Consider the following 19,296-nt stretch of genomic DNA (forward strand, 5'->3'; position numbering starts at 1 on the left):
TTGCGGGACGAGGCGTCTTCGTCCAAGTAAGGAACCGGGGACCACTTTACTGGCCATGTGGCAGGAGTTAAGGGCGTGCCTGGCCGCCGCAACATGTCGGGGGAGAGTCGAGTGCCGGGTGACCTATGTCATCGCGCTGATGATCATCGGGACCGGCGCGGTTGCGCCGCCTCACCGGGAGAGTGCCCGGCAGGTCGGCAAGGTCGGCCGCTTAGAACTTCAGGGCAACCGTGGTCGGCTAAGCGCTCGGACCACTTCTCCCAAGGGCACACGATGTCGCGAGTGGCGACCTGCCGTTGCTCAGCGCGGTTGACCGGACTTGCTGTCCAACCGTTCTTGGGAGGCTTCGCACCGGCGTCCACCACCAGCACGGTCACCTTGCCGCGCCCGTCGACGGACACCACACGAACGCGAGCGACCAAAGGCGCGGTGTCGTAGGGCTTGTACGTCGTGTAGGCCTACTCGTTCCTGACGTGCAGGTCAGCCTCTTTCACGGTGTAGCAGCGTCTCATGAACCACTGACAGTTTCGCGGTGTCTGCTGGTGCGTTGTCGTCCAAACGGGTGTAGTTCGCCGAAGCCGCTCACGTTCCCGCTGGCAGCGCCGACGTCCTAGACGTTGAGCGAGTGAGGGGCGGCGAACGTGATCACGACCGGAGCGATCGACGATCATCCGATGCTGCTGCGAGGGTTGGGCGCCTATCTGGCCGACCACGCGCCGGACGTGCGGCTGGCGGCTGTGTGTCCCTCGGTATCGGCGTTGCTGGAGGTCCAGCCCGTGCCTGAGGTCGTCCTGCTGGACCTGCTGCTCCCCGATGACGAGCCGGTCGAGAACAACGTCCGGCGGCTGCGCGAAGCAGGCGCCCAGGTGGTCGTCTACACGTCGGACTCGCGTCCCGGCTACGTCCACCAGGCGTTGAAGGCGGGTGCCGTGGGCCTGGTGCTGAAGGGCGATCCCGAGGACCGGGTGGTCGAGGCGATCCGTGCCGCGGCGGAGGGGCAGAGCTCGTGTTCGAGCCGGCTGGCTCACGCGATCATGGAGGACCGCCGGGCGCTCATCCGGTTCTCCCAGCAGGAACGGGACGTGTTATCGCTCATCGCGAAAGGCCTGCCGCGGAGGCTGGTCGCGAAGGAACTGGGGATCAGCGAGAACACCCTGCCGACCTACCTCAACCGGGCTCGCGAGCGCTATCGGGAGGCGCTGGACGTGCCCGTACCACCGAGCCCAGGGGAGATCATCGCGTTCGCGCTCGAAGATGGGCACATCGAGCTCCCGTACCGGCACCGCGATGACGAATCCTGAATCGGCCGACACCTACGGGTACAGCGTCGAACGGGGCATGCAGCGGTCGTTCGCCGCGCTCGCCGTGATCCTCGTGGGATCGCATCTGGGCACGATCCTGCCGACGCACGAACGGTTGCCGGCGTTGGTGCTGGTGACCTCGGCAGCGTTCGTCGCACTTCTGGCGGTTACGGCCACGCGGGCATGGCACGTCCGGCTCGGGCCTGCCGACAGCGTCGCCGCGGCAGTCCTATCCGTGATCAGTGCGTTCACTTACCTGTTGCCCGCCGAGCAGGTGTTGCCGATGGCCACCAGGAGCAACGCTATGGTCGTGGCTGGCATCCTGGCCGCTGGCTTCCATCGCACCAAGCCCGCCGTTAGCATCTGCACGGGTCTTGTCGTTGTGTACGTCCTGACCGCGATGCGGGTGGACGGGCTCGGGGGAGCCCTGCTGGGAACGTGGCCGTTGCTGGCCGCACCACTCGCCGCGGGGGCAGTGAGCAAGGTGCTTAGGCAGACGGCGATCAGGGCGGACGCCGCCCGGCGAGCAGTGCACGAGGCAGAGGTCCGGGCGGCGGAGGACGAGGCGAAACGGGCGGCGCACAAGCAGTTTCAGCGCACCCTCCACGACGACGTGGCGTCCGCGTTGCGCGCGGCTGCCACCCCAGGTTTCGCCCCGGCTGAGGTTCGCAGCGCCTGTGCGGCGGCGATCAGCCGAGCCGAAGCGGCGCCCGCGCCACCGTCGACCGCGCAGGAGGATCTGCGCGCACGTCTCGATCACCTGCCTGAACCTGGTGGTGTGCTGATGATCCGCGAGTTGAGCACCGCGGTGTTCGCGCCTGCCCACGTCGTCCAGGAAGTGACCGACGCGGCGGCCGAACTGCTGCGCAACGTCGGCAAGCATGCCCACGCCTCCACCGTCTGGATCACGTTGTCGGGTGACGACACCGGGTTCACGCTGCTAATTCGCGACGACGGCGTGGGGTTCGAAGCTGGCGCGGTACGCGCGACCTCGCTCGGGCTCCGCCGGTCTGTTGCCGGGCGGCTCGCCGAGATCGGCGGCACTGCCGAGATCAGCTCACGGCCTGGGCAGGGCACCACGGCGGAACTGCGGTGGCAGCGCTCCTCCGCTGATCAGCCGCGACCAGGGTTCTCCCGGATGAAGGGCATGCGGTCGGCCGTGGACGATCTCCGGCAGCCGCTTGCGGCGGTCTGCCTCCCCTACCTGTTCAGCATGGCTCTGCCCGTGGTGCGCAACCTCGATGCCGCGTCCGGCATGACGTGGCTCGCCGCCTGGTACGCGCTGATGGGAGCGGCGACCGTGTGGCTGATCCTGGAGGCCCGCAGGCCGCCTCCGCTCTGGGCCGGTGTGCTCGCGGCCGTGTGGACGGCGGGCGGCGCGGTGGCCGGTGTGCTGGTCATCCCGCCGGACAGCCTCACGTCGTTCGTGTCGTGGCCGGTCGGCGCACCGGGACCGATGCTGGTCGTGCTGGCCACGTTGTGGCGCTGGCCGTTGGCGGTGCTGACCTTGCTCGTGGAAGAGGTCGTGCTGATCACGCTGGTCCTGCGCGGCAGGTTCGTCACCGAGGCGTTCACCGACGCGGCGCCGGCGATCACCGCGCCCGTCCTCGCGCTCGCGATGGGGATGGTGATCGCTAACACCATCGCGCGGCTGGGCGGAATCGTGCTCAAGTCGGGGGCCGAGCGCACCGCGATCGCCACAGCCGCGGCGGCACGGGAAGCCCGAACTTCCCTGCACGCCAGCAGGATCGCCGACATCGGTGCGGAGATCCTGCCGTTCCTGCGGCGGCTCGCAACGGGTGACGACGCGTCGATCACCGCCCAGTCGACTCGCACGCGCGCCCGCAGACTGGAGTGGATGGCACGCGACGAGCTGCACATCCCCGGGGTGCTCGACCCGGATCTCCGGCACCGCATGATGGACGCCAGGGCGGACGGGTGCGTTGTGGTCGTGCAGGCCGACACGGACACGATCGACCCGCCGCAGGCCGTGCGCACGATCCTTGCCGCCGCGTTGTCGACCACGCCTCTTCCGAAGGAGCTGACCCTAACCCTGTCCTCGGCGGACGACGTCGTCACGGTCAACCTGCTGTGCCAGCCCAATGACGCGGCACGGGTGGCAGCGTTGAGAACCGCGTTGCCGGTGGCCGATCTGAAGGAGTACGACGACGAGGCGATGAACGTGGAGCTGGCTGTGGTTCCCGCAAAAGTGTCCTGACTTTCGCGGACAGCGCCGAACGTCCCCGCTGAGCGACTCTGGTGTCACCGGCCCACCGGGACCGGGCACAGGGACTCACCAGGGGAGTGGACACAATGGATTCCTTGCGGGAAACCTTCACCAGCCCTCAGCACGTCGGTAAGCTCGTCATGCACGTGACGCTGACCGACGCCGCGGCAATGAAGAAGCTCAGCGACGCGCACTGGCTGCCGACCATGGGCTGGTTCTACGACCAGGTCGGTGACGCGGTCACCGGGCAGGGCGGCACGATCTGCAAGTACCTCAACGACGGCATCGTCGCGACGTTCTCACTGGACCTCGGCGCGGAGGCGATCAACGCCGCGATCCAGGTGCAGGAACGAATCGCGGAAGCCCAGCGCGACAACACCTATAGGTGCAACTGCGCCATCGGCATCGCCGCTGGCAAGGTCGTCGAGTTCAGCAACGGCGTCTACGCCGACTACATCGGCACCGTCGTCGATAGGTCGGCGCGACTGTCCACGGCGGCGAACGCCGGAGCGATCTTCGTGGACACCGGCACGGTCGACGCGTCGAACATGATGCGGGTGTTCTCCAACTACGGCAACGTGATCAACCGGGAGGGTGGCCAGTACCTGGCGCAGGTCGAGGAGCTGCCGGCCGCCGACTTCCCCGAGCGGATCAAGTACCGCGAGATCCTGTGGGCAGCCCAGCCGTTCAGCGTGCGGGCCCGCGAGGTCACCAAGATCGTGGACCAGCCCGCACCACCGGTCCAGCAGGTCCAGGGCACGCCGCAACGCCGGGAGTGGTTGCGGGGAACGGTGACCCGATGGGTCGAGGACCATGGCTTCATCACCGCCGCGGACGGCACCACCTACTTCCTGCACTGCTCGCACGTACTGGGGCAGAACTCGAAGCCCTCCACCGGCACCACCGTGTTCTTCCTCGAGGAAGCGGCGCACGGCGACGGCAAGCACGCGAGAGCCGTGTGCGTGCTGCTTTTCGGCTCGGAGCTCACGGTGACGGTGGACCGGGTCTGCGCGTCGTTCGGCTTCCACCAGCTGAGCGATTCCCGCGGCTTCGGCCAGAGCCTGTTCATCCACCTCGGCGCGGACGCGCAGGCCCGGTTCAGAACCGGTCAGCAGGTCGACGTCCGGATCGAGCAGAACTTCAAGGGCCCGGTGGGTGCAATCGTGCTGGCCGGACCGCAGGCTCTGTCCGCATGACAACCCGGCAACGCCGGAACGGCACCCGCTTCGCGATGGTGGTGTCCATCGCGGGCGGGGCCGCCGTCGTGGCGGGAGGGTTCGCCGACGGGTACGCCCAGTCGGTCGCGCTTGAGCTCGGTGCGGCATTCCTGCTGGTGGCTCCGCTGGTTTGGGCGGAACGCGCGCTGACGAGCCGGGTCAGGCGCCAGATCTCCGACAGCGTCGCCGAGGCGTTGAACGGCGCGTCCAGCTCCGCCCACCCCGACGACGTCACCCGCGTCCGCAATCACCTGCTGAGCCGGCTCGACGGCGATGGTTCGTGGCAGGCCGTCCGACCCGAACGCGCGACCTTCGACCTCGTGCTGGAGAACGGATTTCGCCGGGTCGCGGTCGCGATCAAACGGACCCCGTTCGCCCTCGACTCGGCAACAGTGGCCAGGCTGCGCGCTGAAGCCAAGCGCGACGGCATCCCGGAGCTCGTGGTGATCAGCCTGACCGAACCGACCGATCTGGCCAGAAGTCTCGCGTCGAACACGCCGGGCCTCGTGTTGCTCGACGAGTCGGAGGCGCTCGACGCCTGGTTGAAGCAGCAGGCCTGACCTGACGTGGGGAAGTAGGAGTCGCCACGAACGGGTGAACTTGCCAAAGGGTCCGGAAATGTGCTCAACCGACGTGGTGCAGTGCGCGTCGACTTGAGAGACGTCACCGCCGTGAGCGGCCATCGTGCCGTCGTGGACACACGCGTGCGGTTCGCCGTCTTGCCTTGGCGAGCGCGCAAGGGCGCGCGGGCCGAGAGGAGGTGAGAGATGGCTAAGGGCAAGCAGACCGGCAAGGCGGCGGCGCAGGCGGCCTCCAAGGTCCTGCGCGACGGGCGGACTGGGAAGGCGTCGAAGACGGCCGCGGGGTCGGCGCTCGCGCAGACGCCCCGCAAGGGCAAGTAGGACCGAAGGCGGGCCGCATCGGGCGGCCCGCCTTCCTCAAGATATCGGACAGGTCGAGCTAAAGTCGGTCCACCAGAGAGGGGACAAGTCCGTGGCGGTCGTACTGCCTGCGGCCAACTCGCACCCGAGCGGGGTGCCGCGCGTCGGCGACATGTTCTGGGTCGACACGACCGTCTACGGGGGCAACAAGAAGCCGACCCGGCCCGTCGTCGTGGTCCGCGTCCCGAACGACGTACTCCCCGACGCGTTGGTGGTGACGAGGACCAGCATGGACGAGATGCAGGGGAGGCACGTGAAGCACCCGGCCGATCCGGGGCTCGCTCTCGACAGGGACGGAGCGTTCGCGAAGCTGTACCAACGCCGCATCGACGTTCGGTTCTTTGCGATGCCGCAGTACGTCCGATACCAAGGTCAGCTACCCGAACCATACCTCGGTCAGGTCCTGCAGATGGTGGGGATGGCGTGAGCACCCTCAACACACTTCTGACCACCGGCGCCCTCGACAACGCGGGGGCGCGGCTGTTGTACGAGACGTTCGAGCAGACCGGGCGCACACACAACCATCCCCCGCCTGCGGGTTTCCGCACGTGGAACCGGGAGGCGGCCGTCACTGCCGCGCACGACTTCCTAACGGGAACGCGCAGTACGGAACGCTTGGTGCAGATTGCCGCGCAGGCCTATGACGACGAGTCCTTCGTGCGCCTGCTGCAGACCACGGTGTTGAACTACCTGCGCGACGTCGCTCGAGCCACGGTGGTCGGCACGCAGGTCCGCCGGATCAAGGACGTTGTCGCCGACGAGCCCGGTCTGCTTGTGGAGGGCGAGCGAGTGCGGCTGGCCGACGGCCCGAGCGACCCCTTCGGTGGCGACGAGGTCATGCTCGTCCGTGCCGCGATGAAGGTCGACGTCACGCGCCGCAGGTGGAAGCCGGACGCGAAGCGGGAAGGCCCGCTGGCTGATCGCGCGGACATGGTCGCGCTCGTGCGCGCCGTGCTGGTAGCCGCCGAGGGCAGCATCACCTTCGCGATGATCGCCCGCGTGGTCGCTCGCCGTTTCGACCTGGACGTCCTGCCCGTCACGGTTCCGCTGGACGGACTCGACCCGCCTGCGGCTTCGGACTTCGCGCGGATCGAGATCGCGGACCAGGTCGAGGCTGTGATGGCGCAGCTGACCGAGCGGGACAAGGACGTGCTGCCGTTCCTCGACGAGAGTTCCCGCAAGGCGGCTCCGCACATCGGCCTCCGTCACTCCGCGGTGGCTCTCGCCCAGGCGAAGCTCAAGTCCCTGCTGGCAGTGGTGCTTCCGCCTGGGGACGAAGGCGTCGCGGTGCTGAGAGCGCTCACCGAGCGCGTGGAATCCGCGCGCCGCAGTCGCGTGGACAGTTGAGCCGGGTTCGCCGTCCTAGCAATGCGTGCTCGTTGAACAGCGATCTCGATGGAGAAGATGTGGACAACCGGGAGGCATGATGCGTGCTGACGACTCCGCGAGCCGCAGTAGCTTCGAAGCTTTCCAGAGTCGGCTTCAGCCGTCCGCAGAGGCAGTGGCGGCGTTGCGGGAGCTGGGGCGTGCGTTGAAGCGTTCGCTGCCCAAGGTCGAAACAGGGCAGGTGTGGCGAGCTGTCTGGGACGGTGAGTCGGTTGTGGGCGCCTTGCTGGAGATCGACGAAGGCTTTGCGATGTTCGCTCCGATCACCGTTGACGTCGATCACGCGGATCCGTTCACCGCGGTGCTGGCCGTGGAGGAGAGTCCGCTTCCGGTGTCCGTTGCTGTGTTCGTCGGACTGGCAACACCTGTGCCGCTGTTCACGCTTCAAGCGTGTGTCGGCGAAGTCGGCCCTCCAGCGATGGACGACTGCCTGGCGTTGTGGCGTGCGAGCGTGATCGGGCAGATCATCTCGACTGGACGAAGTACGGGCGGACTCGCCGCTGATGGTGTGGAGGCAAGGCGCGAGCTGTACAACCAGTTGTCGTTCCAGCTCGCTCGAATCGCCATGGCGGAGCTTGAGGACGAGGCAGACTCGGACGAGCGCGTATCGCTGCCTGATCTGTTGCGCAAGGCGAATCTGTCACCGTCACGGCTGGTGCGGTTGCTGGACGTGGATCTTGCGGATGCTCGCGCGATCGCCGGCGGGCACGGTCGGCTCACATTGGCCCAAGCGGATCGGCTTGCCGCCGAGCTCGACGGAATCGAGGCACTCGACCTGGTTCGTTCGGCAGAGCCGCTGCCGGAGAGCCTGAAGCAGGCGCTCAACGATCCAGAGCGGTTCAAGGTCGTCCGAAAGCTCGCCGCTGACCGTGACATCGACCTAACGAGCGCCGCACAGCTGGTTCCATCGTTGTACGCCGCACGTCGCCAGGACGTTGAACGAGATGACGTTGCTTTCTGGACAGAAATTCTGGACAAACTCGGTCGGGGAGACTGACCTTGCCGAAGAGCAAACACTCCTCCGCCCACGTTCAGCAGCTCGCCGTCGAACTGTTGCAGTGCAGGGAAAACCTGGAACCAGGCTTGACGGACGCCCTGCGTTCGGATCTGTACGGGACAATCGTCGTCCGCTCGGACGTGCGTCTGCAGCACGACAACGTTCAAGCCGGCGCCTCGTCCTGTTCGATCGCCGCCGCCTACCTGCGAGACACGAAGCCGCCGCGAATCATGCTCAACGAGACCGCCAGTCCCGGACGCGAACTCTTCAGCCTGGGCCACGAGTTCGCCCACTTCCTCATCGACCACGACGAAGTGCTCGCGGACGCGCTCTGGGCCGACGATGAGCGCGAGGATCTCGAAGAGGACATCTGCAACGCGTTCGCCGCACTGCTTCTCCTCGGCGAAGACGCGGTCGAGCGTGCACTTGACGGTGGCGGAGTCACGGCCTCTGCCGTGCGGCGTTTGTTCATCACGTCCGAGGCCAGCCGGGAAGCGGTCGCGGTCGCGATGGCGCAGCGGTTGCGGACGCCGGGCTATGTCATGATCGCTTCGGTCGAACCTGACGAGGACATGAACAACCGGGCGGTGGCCCGCTTCACCGCACGGGCCAATGGCGCCTTGCCCATTCGGCGGGACACACCGCAAGACGGCACTCTCATCGCCGCGAGCTTCGTTCGCGGCCGCGCTCGAGGGGAGGAGCAACTGCTGTTCCCCTCGGGCGCTCGGACCGAGGCTCTGCATTGCGACATCCTGGTGAGCAACGGATATGCCTTTGGCGTGTTCGTGACCGACCATCCTCCGTGGGGCGGGCTCTCCGTGCTGGCTCCGTCGCCGGCCGGGCACCAGACGTCGTGGTGTGAACACTGCGGTGCGGACTTCCGCCCGAGTGGCGCAGCGTGTCGTGGTTGCGGTGAGCACGAGTGTCCTACCTGTCGTCGGTGCTCGTGCGTGGCTGCCGCAGCGCCGCAAGCCAGGCTCTGCCCGGGGTGTTTCACCGAGAAGCCGGGACATTCGTTCGTCGGCGACAAGTGCAGAGAATGTGTGGAATGAATGGAATTCGGTGGTGTCGCGTAATCGTTCTGCCAAGGCGCCCAGGACAACGCAGTACCTGAGCGCGCTTCCGGTTCCGGTGGAGGCACTCGGGGTCCGGCGTGGCGTTGACGGAGTGCTTCGCCTGCCGGATCCGGACCTGGGAATGCTCGCGGAGTTGAGGCCGTACTTCGACCACTGGGCATCGGCTGCCCGCGAGTCGCTCGCACCGTTGCGCGCCGAGCTGATCAGTGGCATCCGGCGGTCCGATCCGATCCGCCTCTACGGACAACTACAGGTTCTGGATGCCCTGCGGCGTAACGAACATCGAGGCGATGCCATCTTCGGCAGCGACGCCGCCGTCGAGTTCTTCGGAGGCCTGATCGCCGCGCTTCCCCGCGAGGAGCTTGTCGCGTTGACCGCGCCTCGGAACCAGCCGTGGGAGGACTACGGGCTGGTGCGTGAGATGGACGAGGTGTTGCGCAGGTTCGCGAGCGCTGACATCACCGAGATGATGGCGGCGGCCGCCGAAGGTCCGGACCGAACGGAGGTCGGCTTCGTCCGAGGTCAGTTCTTGCTGGAACGCGGGTTCAATCGAATGGAGGGCTACGAGCCCCACCTGCGTGCTCTTCTCGCGGATTTGCTCCTACCGCTGGCCGAGGCCAGTCGCGCCGTGCTCGGATTCTCCCTGGCTGACGTGGTTCGGCTGGCCGATGCGCACGTCACGCGGGTGGAGCGGCACCTGGACGATTTGCTGAGGACGCGCGGGATGCAGCAACTCGGGGACTTCGTCAGCGCCGCGGCGTTTCCCGCGACGGCAGAGCTGCCCGCACTGCTGGCGACGGACACAGGGCTGTCCGAAGCGGAAGTCAGTGCCGCTCTCGAGCAGTTGGGAACGCGCATCGGAGGGCAGCGCGAACTCCTGCGCATGACGTCCGACAACTCCCTGCGCCGCCGACCGGTCATGATCACTCCCGACGGTCGGTACCTCTGGCCACGCCCGGCGGACTTCCTCCACAGCGTTCTCGACTGGCTCGACATCGTCTGCGCCCCGCACGACGAGCTGCTCAAGTTGGTGAACCGCAGCCGTGAACGCCTGTGCGAAGTGATGTCCTACGACGTGCTGGCAAGGATCTTTGGAGCAGACCGTGTGTGGGCCAACCCCACCTATCCCGCGAACGGCCAACAGCCAGACATCGATGTACTCGTCACGGTGCCTGGCGCTGCCATCGTTGTGGAGGCGAAGTCCGGCCGTCTGACCGAGGCCGGCCGCCGTGGCGCGCCGGACCGGGTTCGCAAGAAGATCGCCGAGTTCATCGAGAAGGCCCAGGCCCAGAACGCCCGCACGGTTGCCCACCTCACCGGCGCACAACCGCGCCTGAGGGTCAAGAAGAAACCCCTCGAACTCACGACCATCCCCGTGGTCGTGCCGATCGTGGTGACCCTGGAACGCCTGGATCCATTGGCGGCCAACCTTCCTGGTACACAAGGCGAAGATCAGCACACCGAGCGCCCCGTGTCATGGATGGTGGGATTGGCCGACCTGCTCATGGTGGCTGACGTTCTGCCGAGTCCTGAGGAGTTCTTCGCATACGCCGAGATGCGTGCGCGGCTGGCCGCGTCGCCTGGCATCTCCGCGTGCACCGAGGCGGACGTCCTCGGCTTGTGGTGCGCGAAGCGAATCGATCTCAGCGCGTCTTCCTCACCAGCAAGGATGTTTCCCAGCTTTCCGACGATCGGTCATCAGTCGGACGACCTCAACCGGTACTACACCGCGGTGACCATCGCGGCCGGAGCTGCACGTGCCTTTCCAGAGGAACCACCTCTGCCAATACCCCCACGGCCGGCCAGTGCGTTGCCTGCCGCCGTGCTCGCCGCGCTCCAGGCGATCTCGAAGAAGAACGATCCTGAGTGGGCTTCTGTGACGGCAGCGGCTTTGGCGGTCACCCCGGACCAGTGGACATCAGTGCGAAGATCCTTGAAATGCGTGTCGACGCCCGGAGACTCGCGCAAGGCGCGACGGCGTGCCCGTCAGGCCGGAAACGGGATCATCATGCCGACTGGTCTCGTGGTGGGCATCGCGCTTGATGAAACCCGGCAACCGGTCGTGAGTCTCCGCCTTGCACCAGAACCGGCAAGGGCACACGGCTGACCGAAGGTGATTGAGCCCAGCGCCGCCGGAGCGCCTCACTTTCAGCGGCGGGTCGTCGTCTTCTGGTGAGGCTGCTGGGTGTCGTCATCGGCGGAAGTGCGCCGAATCGGACCGGGCGGGTCTGCCCGGATAGCGGCCGCGACGCGGGCGCGAAGGTAAGCGGTCAGCACGGCGTGGTATTCCATGGCGGCGTTGTGCTGACCGTAGCGCGGATCGACCAGCTGCCGAACTTCTCCGCCGGGTAGAAGCTCGAGCACCGAGCTGAAGAACGCGACGTTGTCCAGCTTCTCGTTGTCGTTGGGATGGATCAGCGAATTGCGGATCTCGCGCAGACTGGGCAGCACATCCTCGAACGCGCGCTGCGCGTCGAGCAGTTCCTGGGGCCGGCCGAAGACCCTGATGACTGACTTGCCGACTTCGTTCAGCCGTGCCAGTTCGAAGATGTAGTAGTCGAGGTCGTTGCCCTCATCGCCGGTCAGGTCGATCACCTCGTGGGGGCTGCCGGGCAGCAGCCGCGGTGCGTTGTCCGCGCGGTCGAGGATGCGTTCGCGTTGACGGACGATGCCCGCACCGATGCGGCGCAAGGCTTCGAGGAATCTGCTCGCCGCCCTGTCGTAGTCCCTGGCCATAATGGCAGGCTACCTGCAGAGGACATGGCGAGCTGTGCATTTTCGCCAGCGGCGATTCGTTGTCAGGCGATCAGGGTGATTTCGCGCGATCGTGTTTCGATCCGATGCGGCCGTTGTTCGCGCTGTGCAAGGCTTTCGGACGGGACGGGGTGCGCTCGCGCGTCGTGGTGGGCTGGCTCGCGCCTGAGGTTGTTGCCGGGCAACGAGATCGCCTACTCCGGGGCCTTCTTCGTACGCTCGGGCAGCAGGGAGAGCAGGTGTTCGGTGACCGAGGCGATCCGTCGGCGCAGGCCCTGCTCGTCGGCGTCGAGGCGGCTGATCTGCAGATCCTGCAACGCACCCGCCCACATTCGCACCGCCTCCGTGTGAGGAGCGCGAAGGGACTCGAGCAGATCGACGAGATGATGTGCCCGTTGCGTCGGCGGAAGCCTGTAGTTCGCCAGGGCGGGTTGTGCAATCGGCTCGGGAAACCGGGCGAAGTGCTGCGCGACAGCTGTATACACGTCCTCGTCGCCAGAAACTTTCAGCGACAGCGACAGCGCCAAGGGGTGGAGCACGCCGGAGCGGTCCTCGTTCAGCGCGGCGGTACAGCGCTGAACGAACGGCATGCCCAGGAGGTCGTGCAGCATGTAGATGACTTCGATGCCGTGCGTTCCGGCCAACGTCTCGTTCGCCACGCGGTCGACGAGATCTTTGATCTCACCGACGGCCAACAGGTCGGGTCGCTGCCGGACGAGCTCCAGCGCCATGCGGAGCCCGGAGCCGCCGTTCCGCAGCCGATCCGCCACCACGTCGCTGGTCCACTCGACCGAAGAGTTCACCGCGGTGTCCTCCAGCAGGAGCTGTTCCGGCACCGCCTGATCGAGCCACACCTGGACTGAGGGGAACATGTGGGCGCGGATCTCCGCTGTGTTGCGTGCGGTCAAACGGACCGTCGGCGAGAGATCATCGGTGAGGAAACCGATGATCGCCAGGTCGGCGTCCTTGTCCGGTCGTCGCGGGCACAGCGCGCGCAACCCGTTGACGACTGCTTCGCGTGCGGCCGGATCAGGGTGCCCGCGCCACTTGCCGTCCAGCAGTTCGGCACGGGCCAGGTCGTGGCCTGTCCACCCGAGCAGCTGGGCGTTCGAACGGTCAGGGTGAGAGGTGAAGCGGTCGATCAGCACTCGCACATCGTTCTCGTCGAAGTGACGCAGAGGCATGCAGTCCGATGACTCGACCGCGTGGCCGTTCCGCACGATGCGATCGCGCAGTGCGGTCACGCCGCGGTCTGGAGCTGCTTCGTACAGCAGTTTGCCGGCGCCGTTCGGATCTGGCTCGTCCGCGACTGCCTGCTCTAGGCGGACGAGGCCGTCCTCGCCGCACAGCGCCATCGCCTGCCAGATCTCGCGTGCGGGATGGCCCACCACCCCCAGTCGGTCGATCATGCGGACCGTCCTGGCCAAGTCGACACCTGGGATCCGCACCAGCACCTTGGCCATCGCGACGGGGGTGAGGAGACCGACCGCGGCCAAGCGGATCACACGTTCGATCGTCTCGGGCGTGGTCGTGCCCGTCCCGCTCTCCACGAGCAGAGCTGTGTACCACCCGAGGTCGTCGGACTCGGCGGCCCGGCGCGCGAGCCTGTCGGTGAAGCGGCGTTCAGTCACGTCGGCAGTTGCTCCAGCTCCGAGGCGAAGAGGAAGGTCGCCTCCCATTCGGGACGGTGCAGCCCATGATCCAGCCAGTGGTCGATCTCGTTGTCGGGCAACGTGATCAGCCTGTGGGCGGCAAGGTACTCGTGCACCGTGGGGTGGACCCAGGTGATCGGGCTCTCCCAGGACGAGTATGGGTCGCCGCCCAGTCGCACTAGCAACCCGTGAATCGTGACCAGCTCGGCTGTGCGGGTCCACCCCGGCAGGCCGTCGAGCTTCGTCGCGAGGAGTCTTTCGCACTCCTCGTCGTCCACCGCGTCCCGCCACGTCGCGCCTTCGGTAGACATGTGCCACGCGAGTTGTTCGAGCGCGTGCCGCACCTGTTTCTGTCGCAGCGGATCCTGCCGAGTGGTGCTGTTGATCGTCGTGCGTTCGCCCTGCTTCCACCACGAAGCGATGAACCGCCGAAGGACCTGCTCGTAGAGCCCTACGCGAGTTCGAGCGGCCGGGACCACTTCGGCGACCCACGCGCAGAACGCCGCGATCAGCGGGACGCGGACGTGCTCGGCGAGCGGGCTGCCCGGGGTCAGGAGCGGGAGCAAGCGATCTTCGGGGAAGTCCTCCTCCCGATGCGCGAACCAGTTCCGCCACAGTTCGAGAACCTGGCCGGAGGTGAGTGCGCCCAGCGAGAGGTGGTGCACGGGCACCTGCCTGCGGTCAGCCGCCCGCTGACGGGTCCGGAACGGGTTGCGGTAGCCGACCGGCCGGCTCGTCACCACGACCCGCAGGTGTCGGCCAGCATCGACCCGCTCGGCCAGCCACGAGAGCACGGCCGACGACTCGTCCTGGGCGTCGCTGTCGAAGAGCTCGTCCAGCGCGTCGACCAGAACGTGGAGGCGACCCTCGTCCACCGTCATCCCGCGAACGAGAGATGCGCGCAGGCTCGGGCTGATCGCCTCGGGGCTGTTAGCCACGATCTCGCTCGCTGCGCGGATCACCTGATCCGCACGATCACTCGAGTCGCGGGCCGAGATCAGTGAGCTCGCGTGCGCCCACAGTGGTATCTCCACGGCCATAGGGTCGGCTCCCGCGCGCAACGCAGTGATCGCCCGGTCGCACAGTTCGACGCCGTGTGCGCGCAGCTGCCAGGTCTTTCCGTACCCGGCGTCACCCAGCACCACGACCAGCCGTGCGAGCTCCACCGCATCCGCCCACGACTGGTCTCCGCGCACGAGCTCCCTTCGACGACGGTGAGAGCCGCCGTCGGACGATGAACTCGCGGAGGGGTCGCTGTCCGCACGGACGGAACGCTCGCTGAACGTTGCCGCGATGTTCTCACCGGGGTGCCAGCGCATCGCACGACTCAACGCGGACTGCAGGGCCCGCAGGTATGTAAGGAGTTCTTCGGTGCGCACGACCGGAGGCGTAGCACCGAACCACGGACCCGCGTCCGGCAGCGCGGCGATCTCGTCGGCGCGGCCGACGGACGTCAGCACGTCGGCGGCCAAGTCCCGTGACGGCCGGTGCCTGGGGTTCGCCCTGCTCAGCTCTACGACCTCGTCGACGACCTCGTGCTCACGCCCTTTGACCACGCTCAGCCGCAACCGTTGGTAGCGCACGTCGCGGTGCTGCGCGTTCAGCTTGGTGCGCCACTCGTCGATCTTGCCACCGCTCAGGTCGCCGAACGGCGTCCCGGTCCACTGCTCCAGGCAGTCGTCGAGGAGCGTCTCCGCGTCCTCTGCTCCGTCCTGAACCGAACGCAGGGCGACCTCGGCGGCATCAGAGAAGCGGTGGACGTCGACGCGCCGACGGTCGAACACCAAGTAGTCGTGCTTGCCGGAGACGGAGACCAAGCCGATGCCCGGCACCTTGGACAACGCCGACCGGAGGCGGGAGATCGTGCTGGTCACCGTGCGCGCAGACGGCGTGTACCCCCAGACCTGCCGGACCAGGTCTGCCCGCTTGATCTGCTCGTCCTTCGACGACTTGAGAAGTACGACCAGCATCCGGCGTTGGATCTCCCCCTCCAGCCCGACCGGGACACCCCCCGACGTGAGCTCCACCTGCTTGAAGAGGGCGATGTCGTAGTCGTCCAACCAGGGCACCTCCGGCTGCGCACAGACGGCCCCGTCTTCCCAGGGCAGTACACGGGCCTGGGAAGTGCGGCCAGACTCAGGAGGGTAACCACCGCGTGATCGGAGGCAGGATGGACATCTCTGAACACTTGCCGAGCGAGAGCGTCAACTGCGCTGCCGCAAGCGTGATCGGCACGGTGGTGCAGGCGCACGTCGTCAACGGTGGGCTTCACCTGCATCCAGCTCCGGCCGCGGCACCACCACGGCAACTTCCCTCTGCTCCCGCTCGGCTCGTCGGTCGCGATGTCGAGTTGGGGGCGATGGACGACGCTGCGGCCGAGACGTCGCTGCTCGTTCTCACCGGTCCCGCGGGCGTGGGCAAGAGCGCGCTGGCGCTGACGTGGTCGCACCGCGTCCGTGCGGAGGTTTCCCGAAGGCCAGCTGTTCGGCGATCTCCAGGGGTATGCCGGTGGGCGGACGAGCTCAGCCAAGGGGATGCTCGGCCGGTTCCTGCGCGCCCTGGGAGTAGCACCGGACGCCGTGCCGGCCGACCTGGCCGAGCAGGGCGCCCTGTTCCGCTCGTTGACGACCGATCGCCGGATCTTGGTGGTGGTGGACAACGCCACGGCCGCGCGCGACGTCCTGGCGCTGCTGCCAGGACCACCACACGCGCTGGTCGTGGTCACCAGCAGGCACAGGCTGCCGGGTCTGGTGGCACGCGGAGCCAGGGTCGTGGACGTGGCGCCGCTCGCTCACCGCGCCGGGTTCGACCTCGTGGCCGGCGTGCTGGGAGAGAACAGGGTCGCGGTGGAGCCGACCGCGCTCGATTCGGTGGTGCGAGCGTGTGCGGGCCTGCCCCTGGCGTTGTGGCTGGCCGCGGCGCAGCTGGCGAGCCGGCCGCTGAGCCTGGCCGCCGACCTGGCCGCGCGCCTGACCGGTAGTCCCGGACCGCTCGACTCGCTCGAGGTCGAAGACCTGTCGGTGCGCGCCGCACTCGACCTGTCCTACGAGAACCTGCACCCGGTCGCGGCTCGCGCACTCGCGCTGGTGAGCGGATATCCCGGCCCGGACTTCACCGTCGCGGTCGCGGCGGCCGCCGCCCAGCTCGAACTCGACGAGACCGAACGGTCCCTCACCCTGCTGAGCGACGTGCACCTGGTGGAGGAGTTAGGGCGTGATCGGTTTCGCCTGCACGACCTGATCCGGCTGCACGCGCGCGAGCGCGCCGAGCGTTGCTGGGGCATCGTTGAACGGGACGCGGCGGACCTGCGGATGGCGCGGTGGTACCTCGCGGCCGCTCTGGCCGCCGACAAGGTGATCATGCCGACGCGCCGTCGGCTGGAAGCGACGGGCAGCTCTCCGGCACCCGTCCCCGCCTTCTCCGCCCCTGGCACCGCACTCGACTGGGCGGAGGCGAACCTGCCCCACTTCCTCGCCGTTGTCTGGCGGCACGCGGCCGAGTCGCTGGGCTACCGGATCGTGGAGGCGCTGTGGGGGCTCTTCCTCCACCGGAAGCATTACACCGCGTGGCTGGCCAGCCATGAACTCGTGGTCGGCACCGCCGGAGCCCAGGGCGACGTGCTCGCGGAGACGCTGCTGCTCAACCATCTGGGGCTGGGGTTTCACGGCGTCGGCCGGCTCGCGGACGCCGCCGACGTCTTCACCCGCGCGCTCGGTCTGCACCGCGCCGCAGGGGACCGGGTCGGCGAGGCGACCGCCCTTAACAGCCTGGGGCTGGTTCTGTTGGGAGGAGGTTCACTTCTTGAGGCTGCCGAGCACTTCCGGCTCGCGCTGGACCTGCAGCTCGAACTCGGTCAGCTCCGGGGAGAAGCCCTGACCAGGCTGAACCTCGCGACCACCGCGCTAGCTCGCGGCGAGACGAGCCTCCAGGAACCGCATCTGCGGCTCGCCGAGTCGATCTTCAGGTCGATCGGCGATCACTACAACGTCGCCCGCGTCGAGATGGAATCGGCGGCGCTCGCCGTTCGAGCGGGCCAGTTGGCTGCGGCCCGTGAGCTGCTCGACTCGGCCCTGACCGCCATGTCGTCGCTGAAGGCCGACAAGGAGCTCGCCCGGATCCATCGAGCTCTCGCCGACCTCGCCGTGCAGTCCGGTGACATGATCTGCGCACGGCGGCATCTCGACGCGGTGGCTCAGCACGAGAGCCGCCTGTCTCCGCCCCTCACCGGCTGAGCAGGCGCGGGATCGTCAGACCGGGCAGCCGGGCCGGCACGACTGGTTCAGGCACGCCGAGCACCGAGTGCACTTCTCGCCGCAGGTCGGTGGCGAAATGGCCGACGCGCGAGCTCAGGTGCTCCTTCTCCGAGGCGTACCGGGCGACAACCTCGGACCGTGCCGCCGAGATCAGTTGTTCTTCCAGCGGCCGGTCTGCGGTAAGCGACGGGACGAGGCCGCCCAGGGCGGCGCGGGCTGTTCCATACGCGACCTCGTCATGCGCGAACCCGGCCGTGAGCAGAGTGGCATCGGTGAGGGTTGCGTAGTGCAACACCGAGCCGTGGTCGCCGATCACCCAGTCGGCGGCGATGAGCGGCACGGCCCAGTCCTGGTCGGCGGGCACCACGCGCAGCCCTGCTTCGAACGACGTGCGCAGTGCGACGTCCAACTGCGACCCGAAGACGTGCCGAAGATGCGGGTGCAGCACCGCGAGCACGCGATAACCCTCCGCGGGCAGCTCCGTCGCGAGGCGGTACAGGAGCTCCGGCCGGTCGAGCCACAAGCAACTCCGGCCGGCGGTCGACGTGACCACCACGAGTCGTGCACCAGTCGGGATGTCGAGCTGTCGGCGGTAGTGCTCGCGCTGGTGCAGATGCGCGCTGATCTGGTCCACCACAGGGTCGCCGAACACCCTCGCCTGCGCGCGCAGCACCGGATCGAGTGCTGCGAGGTCGTTGTCGTGGGACAGCACCGTGCGGGACGCCACGGTCCTGCCGTCCCTGATCATCCGTTCCGGACTCAACCCGTGCCGATGGCGTGGCATTTCGGCGCCCGCACCAGCCCGTCTGGGCGTGGCCTTCTCGTGCAGTGCGCCGTGCGACAGCTTGACCACGGGCATCCGCAGCTTGTCCAACCCGCCCCACGCCGCGGCCAGCGTGATGTCGAAGTGACCTTGCACCTCGTCGACCAGTCGCGACCACTTGATCGTCTCGATGCCCCGGTCCTCCAGAAACCGTCGTACACCGCTGTTGTAGTCGTCCGGCGGAACGGTGAACGACCACAGGATGCGCGGATTGCAGTCCGCCAGCATTTGGTAGATCGGCAGGAGACGGGTGGCACAGGGGATCGTGTGCACGGCGATGAGGCCGCGGCGGACGCCATCGACCTCCGGCCGCAGCAGGATCCGGCCACTCGACTTCACCCGGCGCTCCCACCGACGCGCGAAGCCGATCAGAGCCCCGCTGGTGGGTCGAGCTTTGTGCGGCGGTGTCACCCGCGATGTTGACGACGGTGTTGCAGTTGTCGGCTGAGTGTTGCGGATTGCGGTGCTTGCCGTGATAGTCGGTGATGCTGTCCCGGCCTGGCGAATGACAGCTCGTCACGAGCATGGCAAAGGCTCATGGTCGCGAAGCGATGCCGTCACCTGCACCATGTACAACGTTTGCGGTGGGTCGCCTTCATCGCCTCGACCCTGATCCAGTCGTCGAGCAGGTGGAACCTTCCCGACAGTGCCGGATGTTCCGTTCGGGCC

Annotated in this window: 15 protein-coding genes; 11 read left to right on the forward strand and 4 right to left on the reverse strand. The window is 67.5% G+C overall.

Annotated elements, in window-relative coordinates:
* The first annotated feature begins 641 nt into the window (after positions 1–641).
* The 10 genes from ACFWN2_RS25790 to ACFWN2_RS25835 all read left to right on the forward strand — a co-directional run bounded on the left by ACFWN2_RS25790 (position 642) and on the right by ACFWN2_RS25835 (position 11,252).
* Positions 642–1,301 carry a response regulator gene (locus ACFWN2_RS25790; RefSeq protein WP_382431465.1) on the forward strand — a complete coding sequence of 220 codons (660 nt, stop codon included), beginning with the start codon at positions 642–644 and terminating at the stop codon, positions 1,299–1,301.
* Positions 1,288–3,519 (forward strand): sensor histidine kinase, encoded by a 2,232-nt coding sequence (locus ACFWN2_RS25795; protein ID WP_382431467.1) that lies wholly within the window; start codon positions 1,288–1,290, stop codon positions 3,517–3,519. The genes ACFWN2_RS25790 and ACFWN2_RS25795 overlap by 14 nt, the downstream gene beginning before the upstream one ends.
* A 104-nt stretch (positions 3,520–3,623) precedes the next feature.
* Complete coding sequence (locus ACFWN2_RS25800) at positions 3,624–4,724, forward strand: hypothetical protein (protein ID WP_382431469.1); 1,101 nt, start codon at positions 3,624–3,626, stop codon at positions 4,722–4,724.
* Positions 4,721–5,305 (forward strand): hypothetical protein, encoded by a 585-nt coding sequence (locus ACFWN2_RS25805; protein ID WP_382431471.1) that lies wholly within the window; start codon positions 4,721–4,723, stop codon positions 5,303–5,305. The genes ACFWN2_RS25800 and ACFWN2_RS25805 overlap by 4 nt, the downstream gene beginning before the upstream one ends.
* Before the next feature lie 207 nt (positions 5,306–5,512).
* Positions 5,513–5,647 carry a hypothetical protein gene (locus ACFWN2_RS25810; protein WP_382431473.1) on the forward strand — a complete coding sequence of 45 codons (135 nt, stop codon included), beginning with the start codon at positions 5,513–5,515 and terminating at the stop codon, positions 5,645–5,647.
* A gap of 91 nt (positions 5,648–5,738) precedes the next feature.
* Positions 5,739–6,113, forward strand: coding sequence for a hypothetical protein (locus ACFWN2_RS25815; protein ID WP_382431475.1), 375 nt, complete (start codon positions 5,739–5,741; stop codon positions 6,111–6,113).
* Positions 6,110–7,033 carry a hypothetical protein gene (locus ACFWN2_RS25820; RefSeq protein WP_382431477.1) on the forward strand — a complete coding sequence of 308 codons (924 nt, stop codon included), beginning with the start codon at positions 6,110–6,112 and terminating at the stop codon, positions 7,031–7,033. Before ACFWN2_RS25815 ends, ACFWN2_RS25820 begins: the two co-directional genes overlap by 4 nt.
* 76 nt (positions 7,034–7,109) lie before the next feature.
* Positions 7,110–8,069: a hypothetical protein gene (locus ACFWN2_RS25825; RefSeq protein WP_382431479.1), complete on the forward strand. Its 960-nt coding sequence runs from the start codon at positions 7,110–7,112 to the stop codon at positions 8,067–8,069.
* 2 nt (positions 8,070–8,071) lie between these two features.
* Entirely contained in the window at positions 8,072–9,121 is a 1,050-nt protein-coding gene (locus ACFWN2_RS25830; protein ID WP_382431481.1) for an ImmA/IrrE family metallo-endopeptidase, read from the forward strand.
* A 115-nt stretch (positions 9,122–9,236) separates the two neighbouring features.
* A complete protein-coding gene (locus ACFWN2_RS25835; protein WP_382431483.1) occupies positions 9,237–11,252 on the forward strand; it encodes a hypothetical protein in 2,016 nt (671 codons plus the stop codon).
* A gap of 41 nt (positions 11,253–11,293) precedes the next feature.
* Here the strand turns inward: ACFWN2_RS25835 and ACFWN2_RS25840 are convergent, their stop codons facing one another.
* The 3 genes from ACFWN2_RS25840 to ACFWN2_RS25850 form a co-directional block, all read right to left on the reverse strand.
* Positions 11,294–11,881, reverse strand: a complete 588-nt coding sequence (locus ACFWN2_RS25840) for a hypothetical protein (RefSeq protein ID WP_382431485.1) — start codon at positions 11,879–11,881, stop codon at positions 11,294–11,296.
* A gap of 212 nt (positions 11,882–12,093) precedes the next feature.
* Positions 12,094–13,362 carry a hypothetical protein gene (locus ACFWN2_RS25845; RefSeq protein ID WP_382431487.1) on the reverse strand — a complete coding sequence of 423 codons (1,269 nt, stop codon included), beginning with the start codon at positions 13,360–13,362 and terminating at the stop codon, positions 12,094–12,096.
* Positions 13,363–13,526: 164 nt separating this feature from the next.
* Positions 13,527–15,611: a BTAD domain-containing putative transcriptional regulator gene (locus ACFWN2_RS25850; RefSeq protein WP_382431489.1), complete on the reverse strand. Its 2,085-nt coding sequence runs from the start codon at positions 15,609–15,611 to the stop codon at positions 13,527–13,529.
* Positions 15,612–16,007: 396 nt separating this feature from the next.
* Between ACFWN2_RS25850 and ACFWN2_RS25855 the strand changes: the two genes are divergently transcribed.
* Positions 16,008–17,783, forward strand: a complete 1,776-nt coding sequence (locus tag ACFWN2_RS25855) for a tetratricopeptide repeat protein (RefSeq protein WP_382431490.1) — start codon at positions 16,008–16,010, stop codon at positions 17,781–17,783.
* On the opposite strand, the gene ACFWN2_RS25860 is transcribed toward ACFWN2_RS25855, so the two are convergent.
* Complete coding sequence (locus tag ACFWN2_RS25860) at positions 17,773–18,966, reverse strand: hypothetical protein (RefSeq protein ID WP_382431492.1); 1,194 nt, start codon at positions 18,964–18,966, stop codon at positions 17,773–17,775. The two genes, ACFWN2_RS25855 and ACFWN2_RS25860, sit on opposite strands and share 11 nt — an antisense overlap.
* Between the last annotated feature and the right edge of the window lie 330 nt (positions 18,967–19,296).

Source organism: Lentzea sp. NPDC058436, assembly GCF_042721515.1.
Lineage (GTDB): Bacteria > Actinomycetota > Actinomycetes > Mycobacteriales > Pseudonocardiaceae > Lentzea.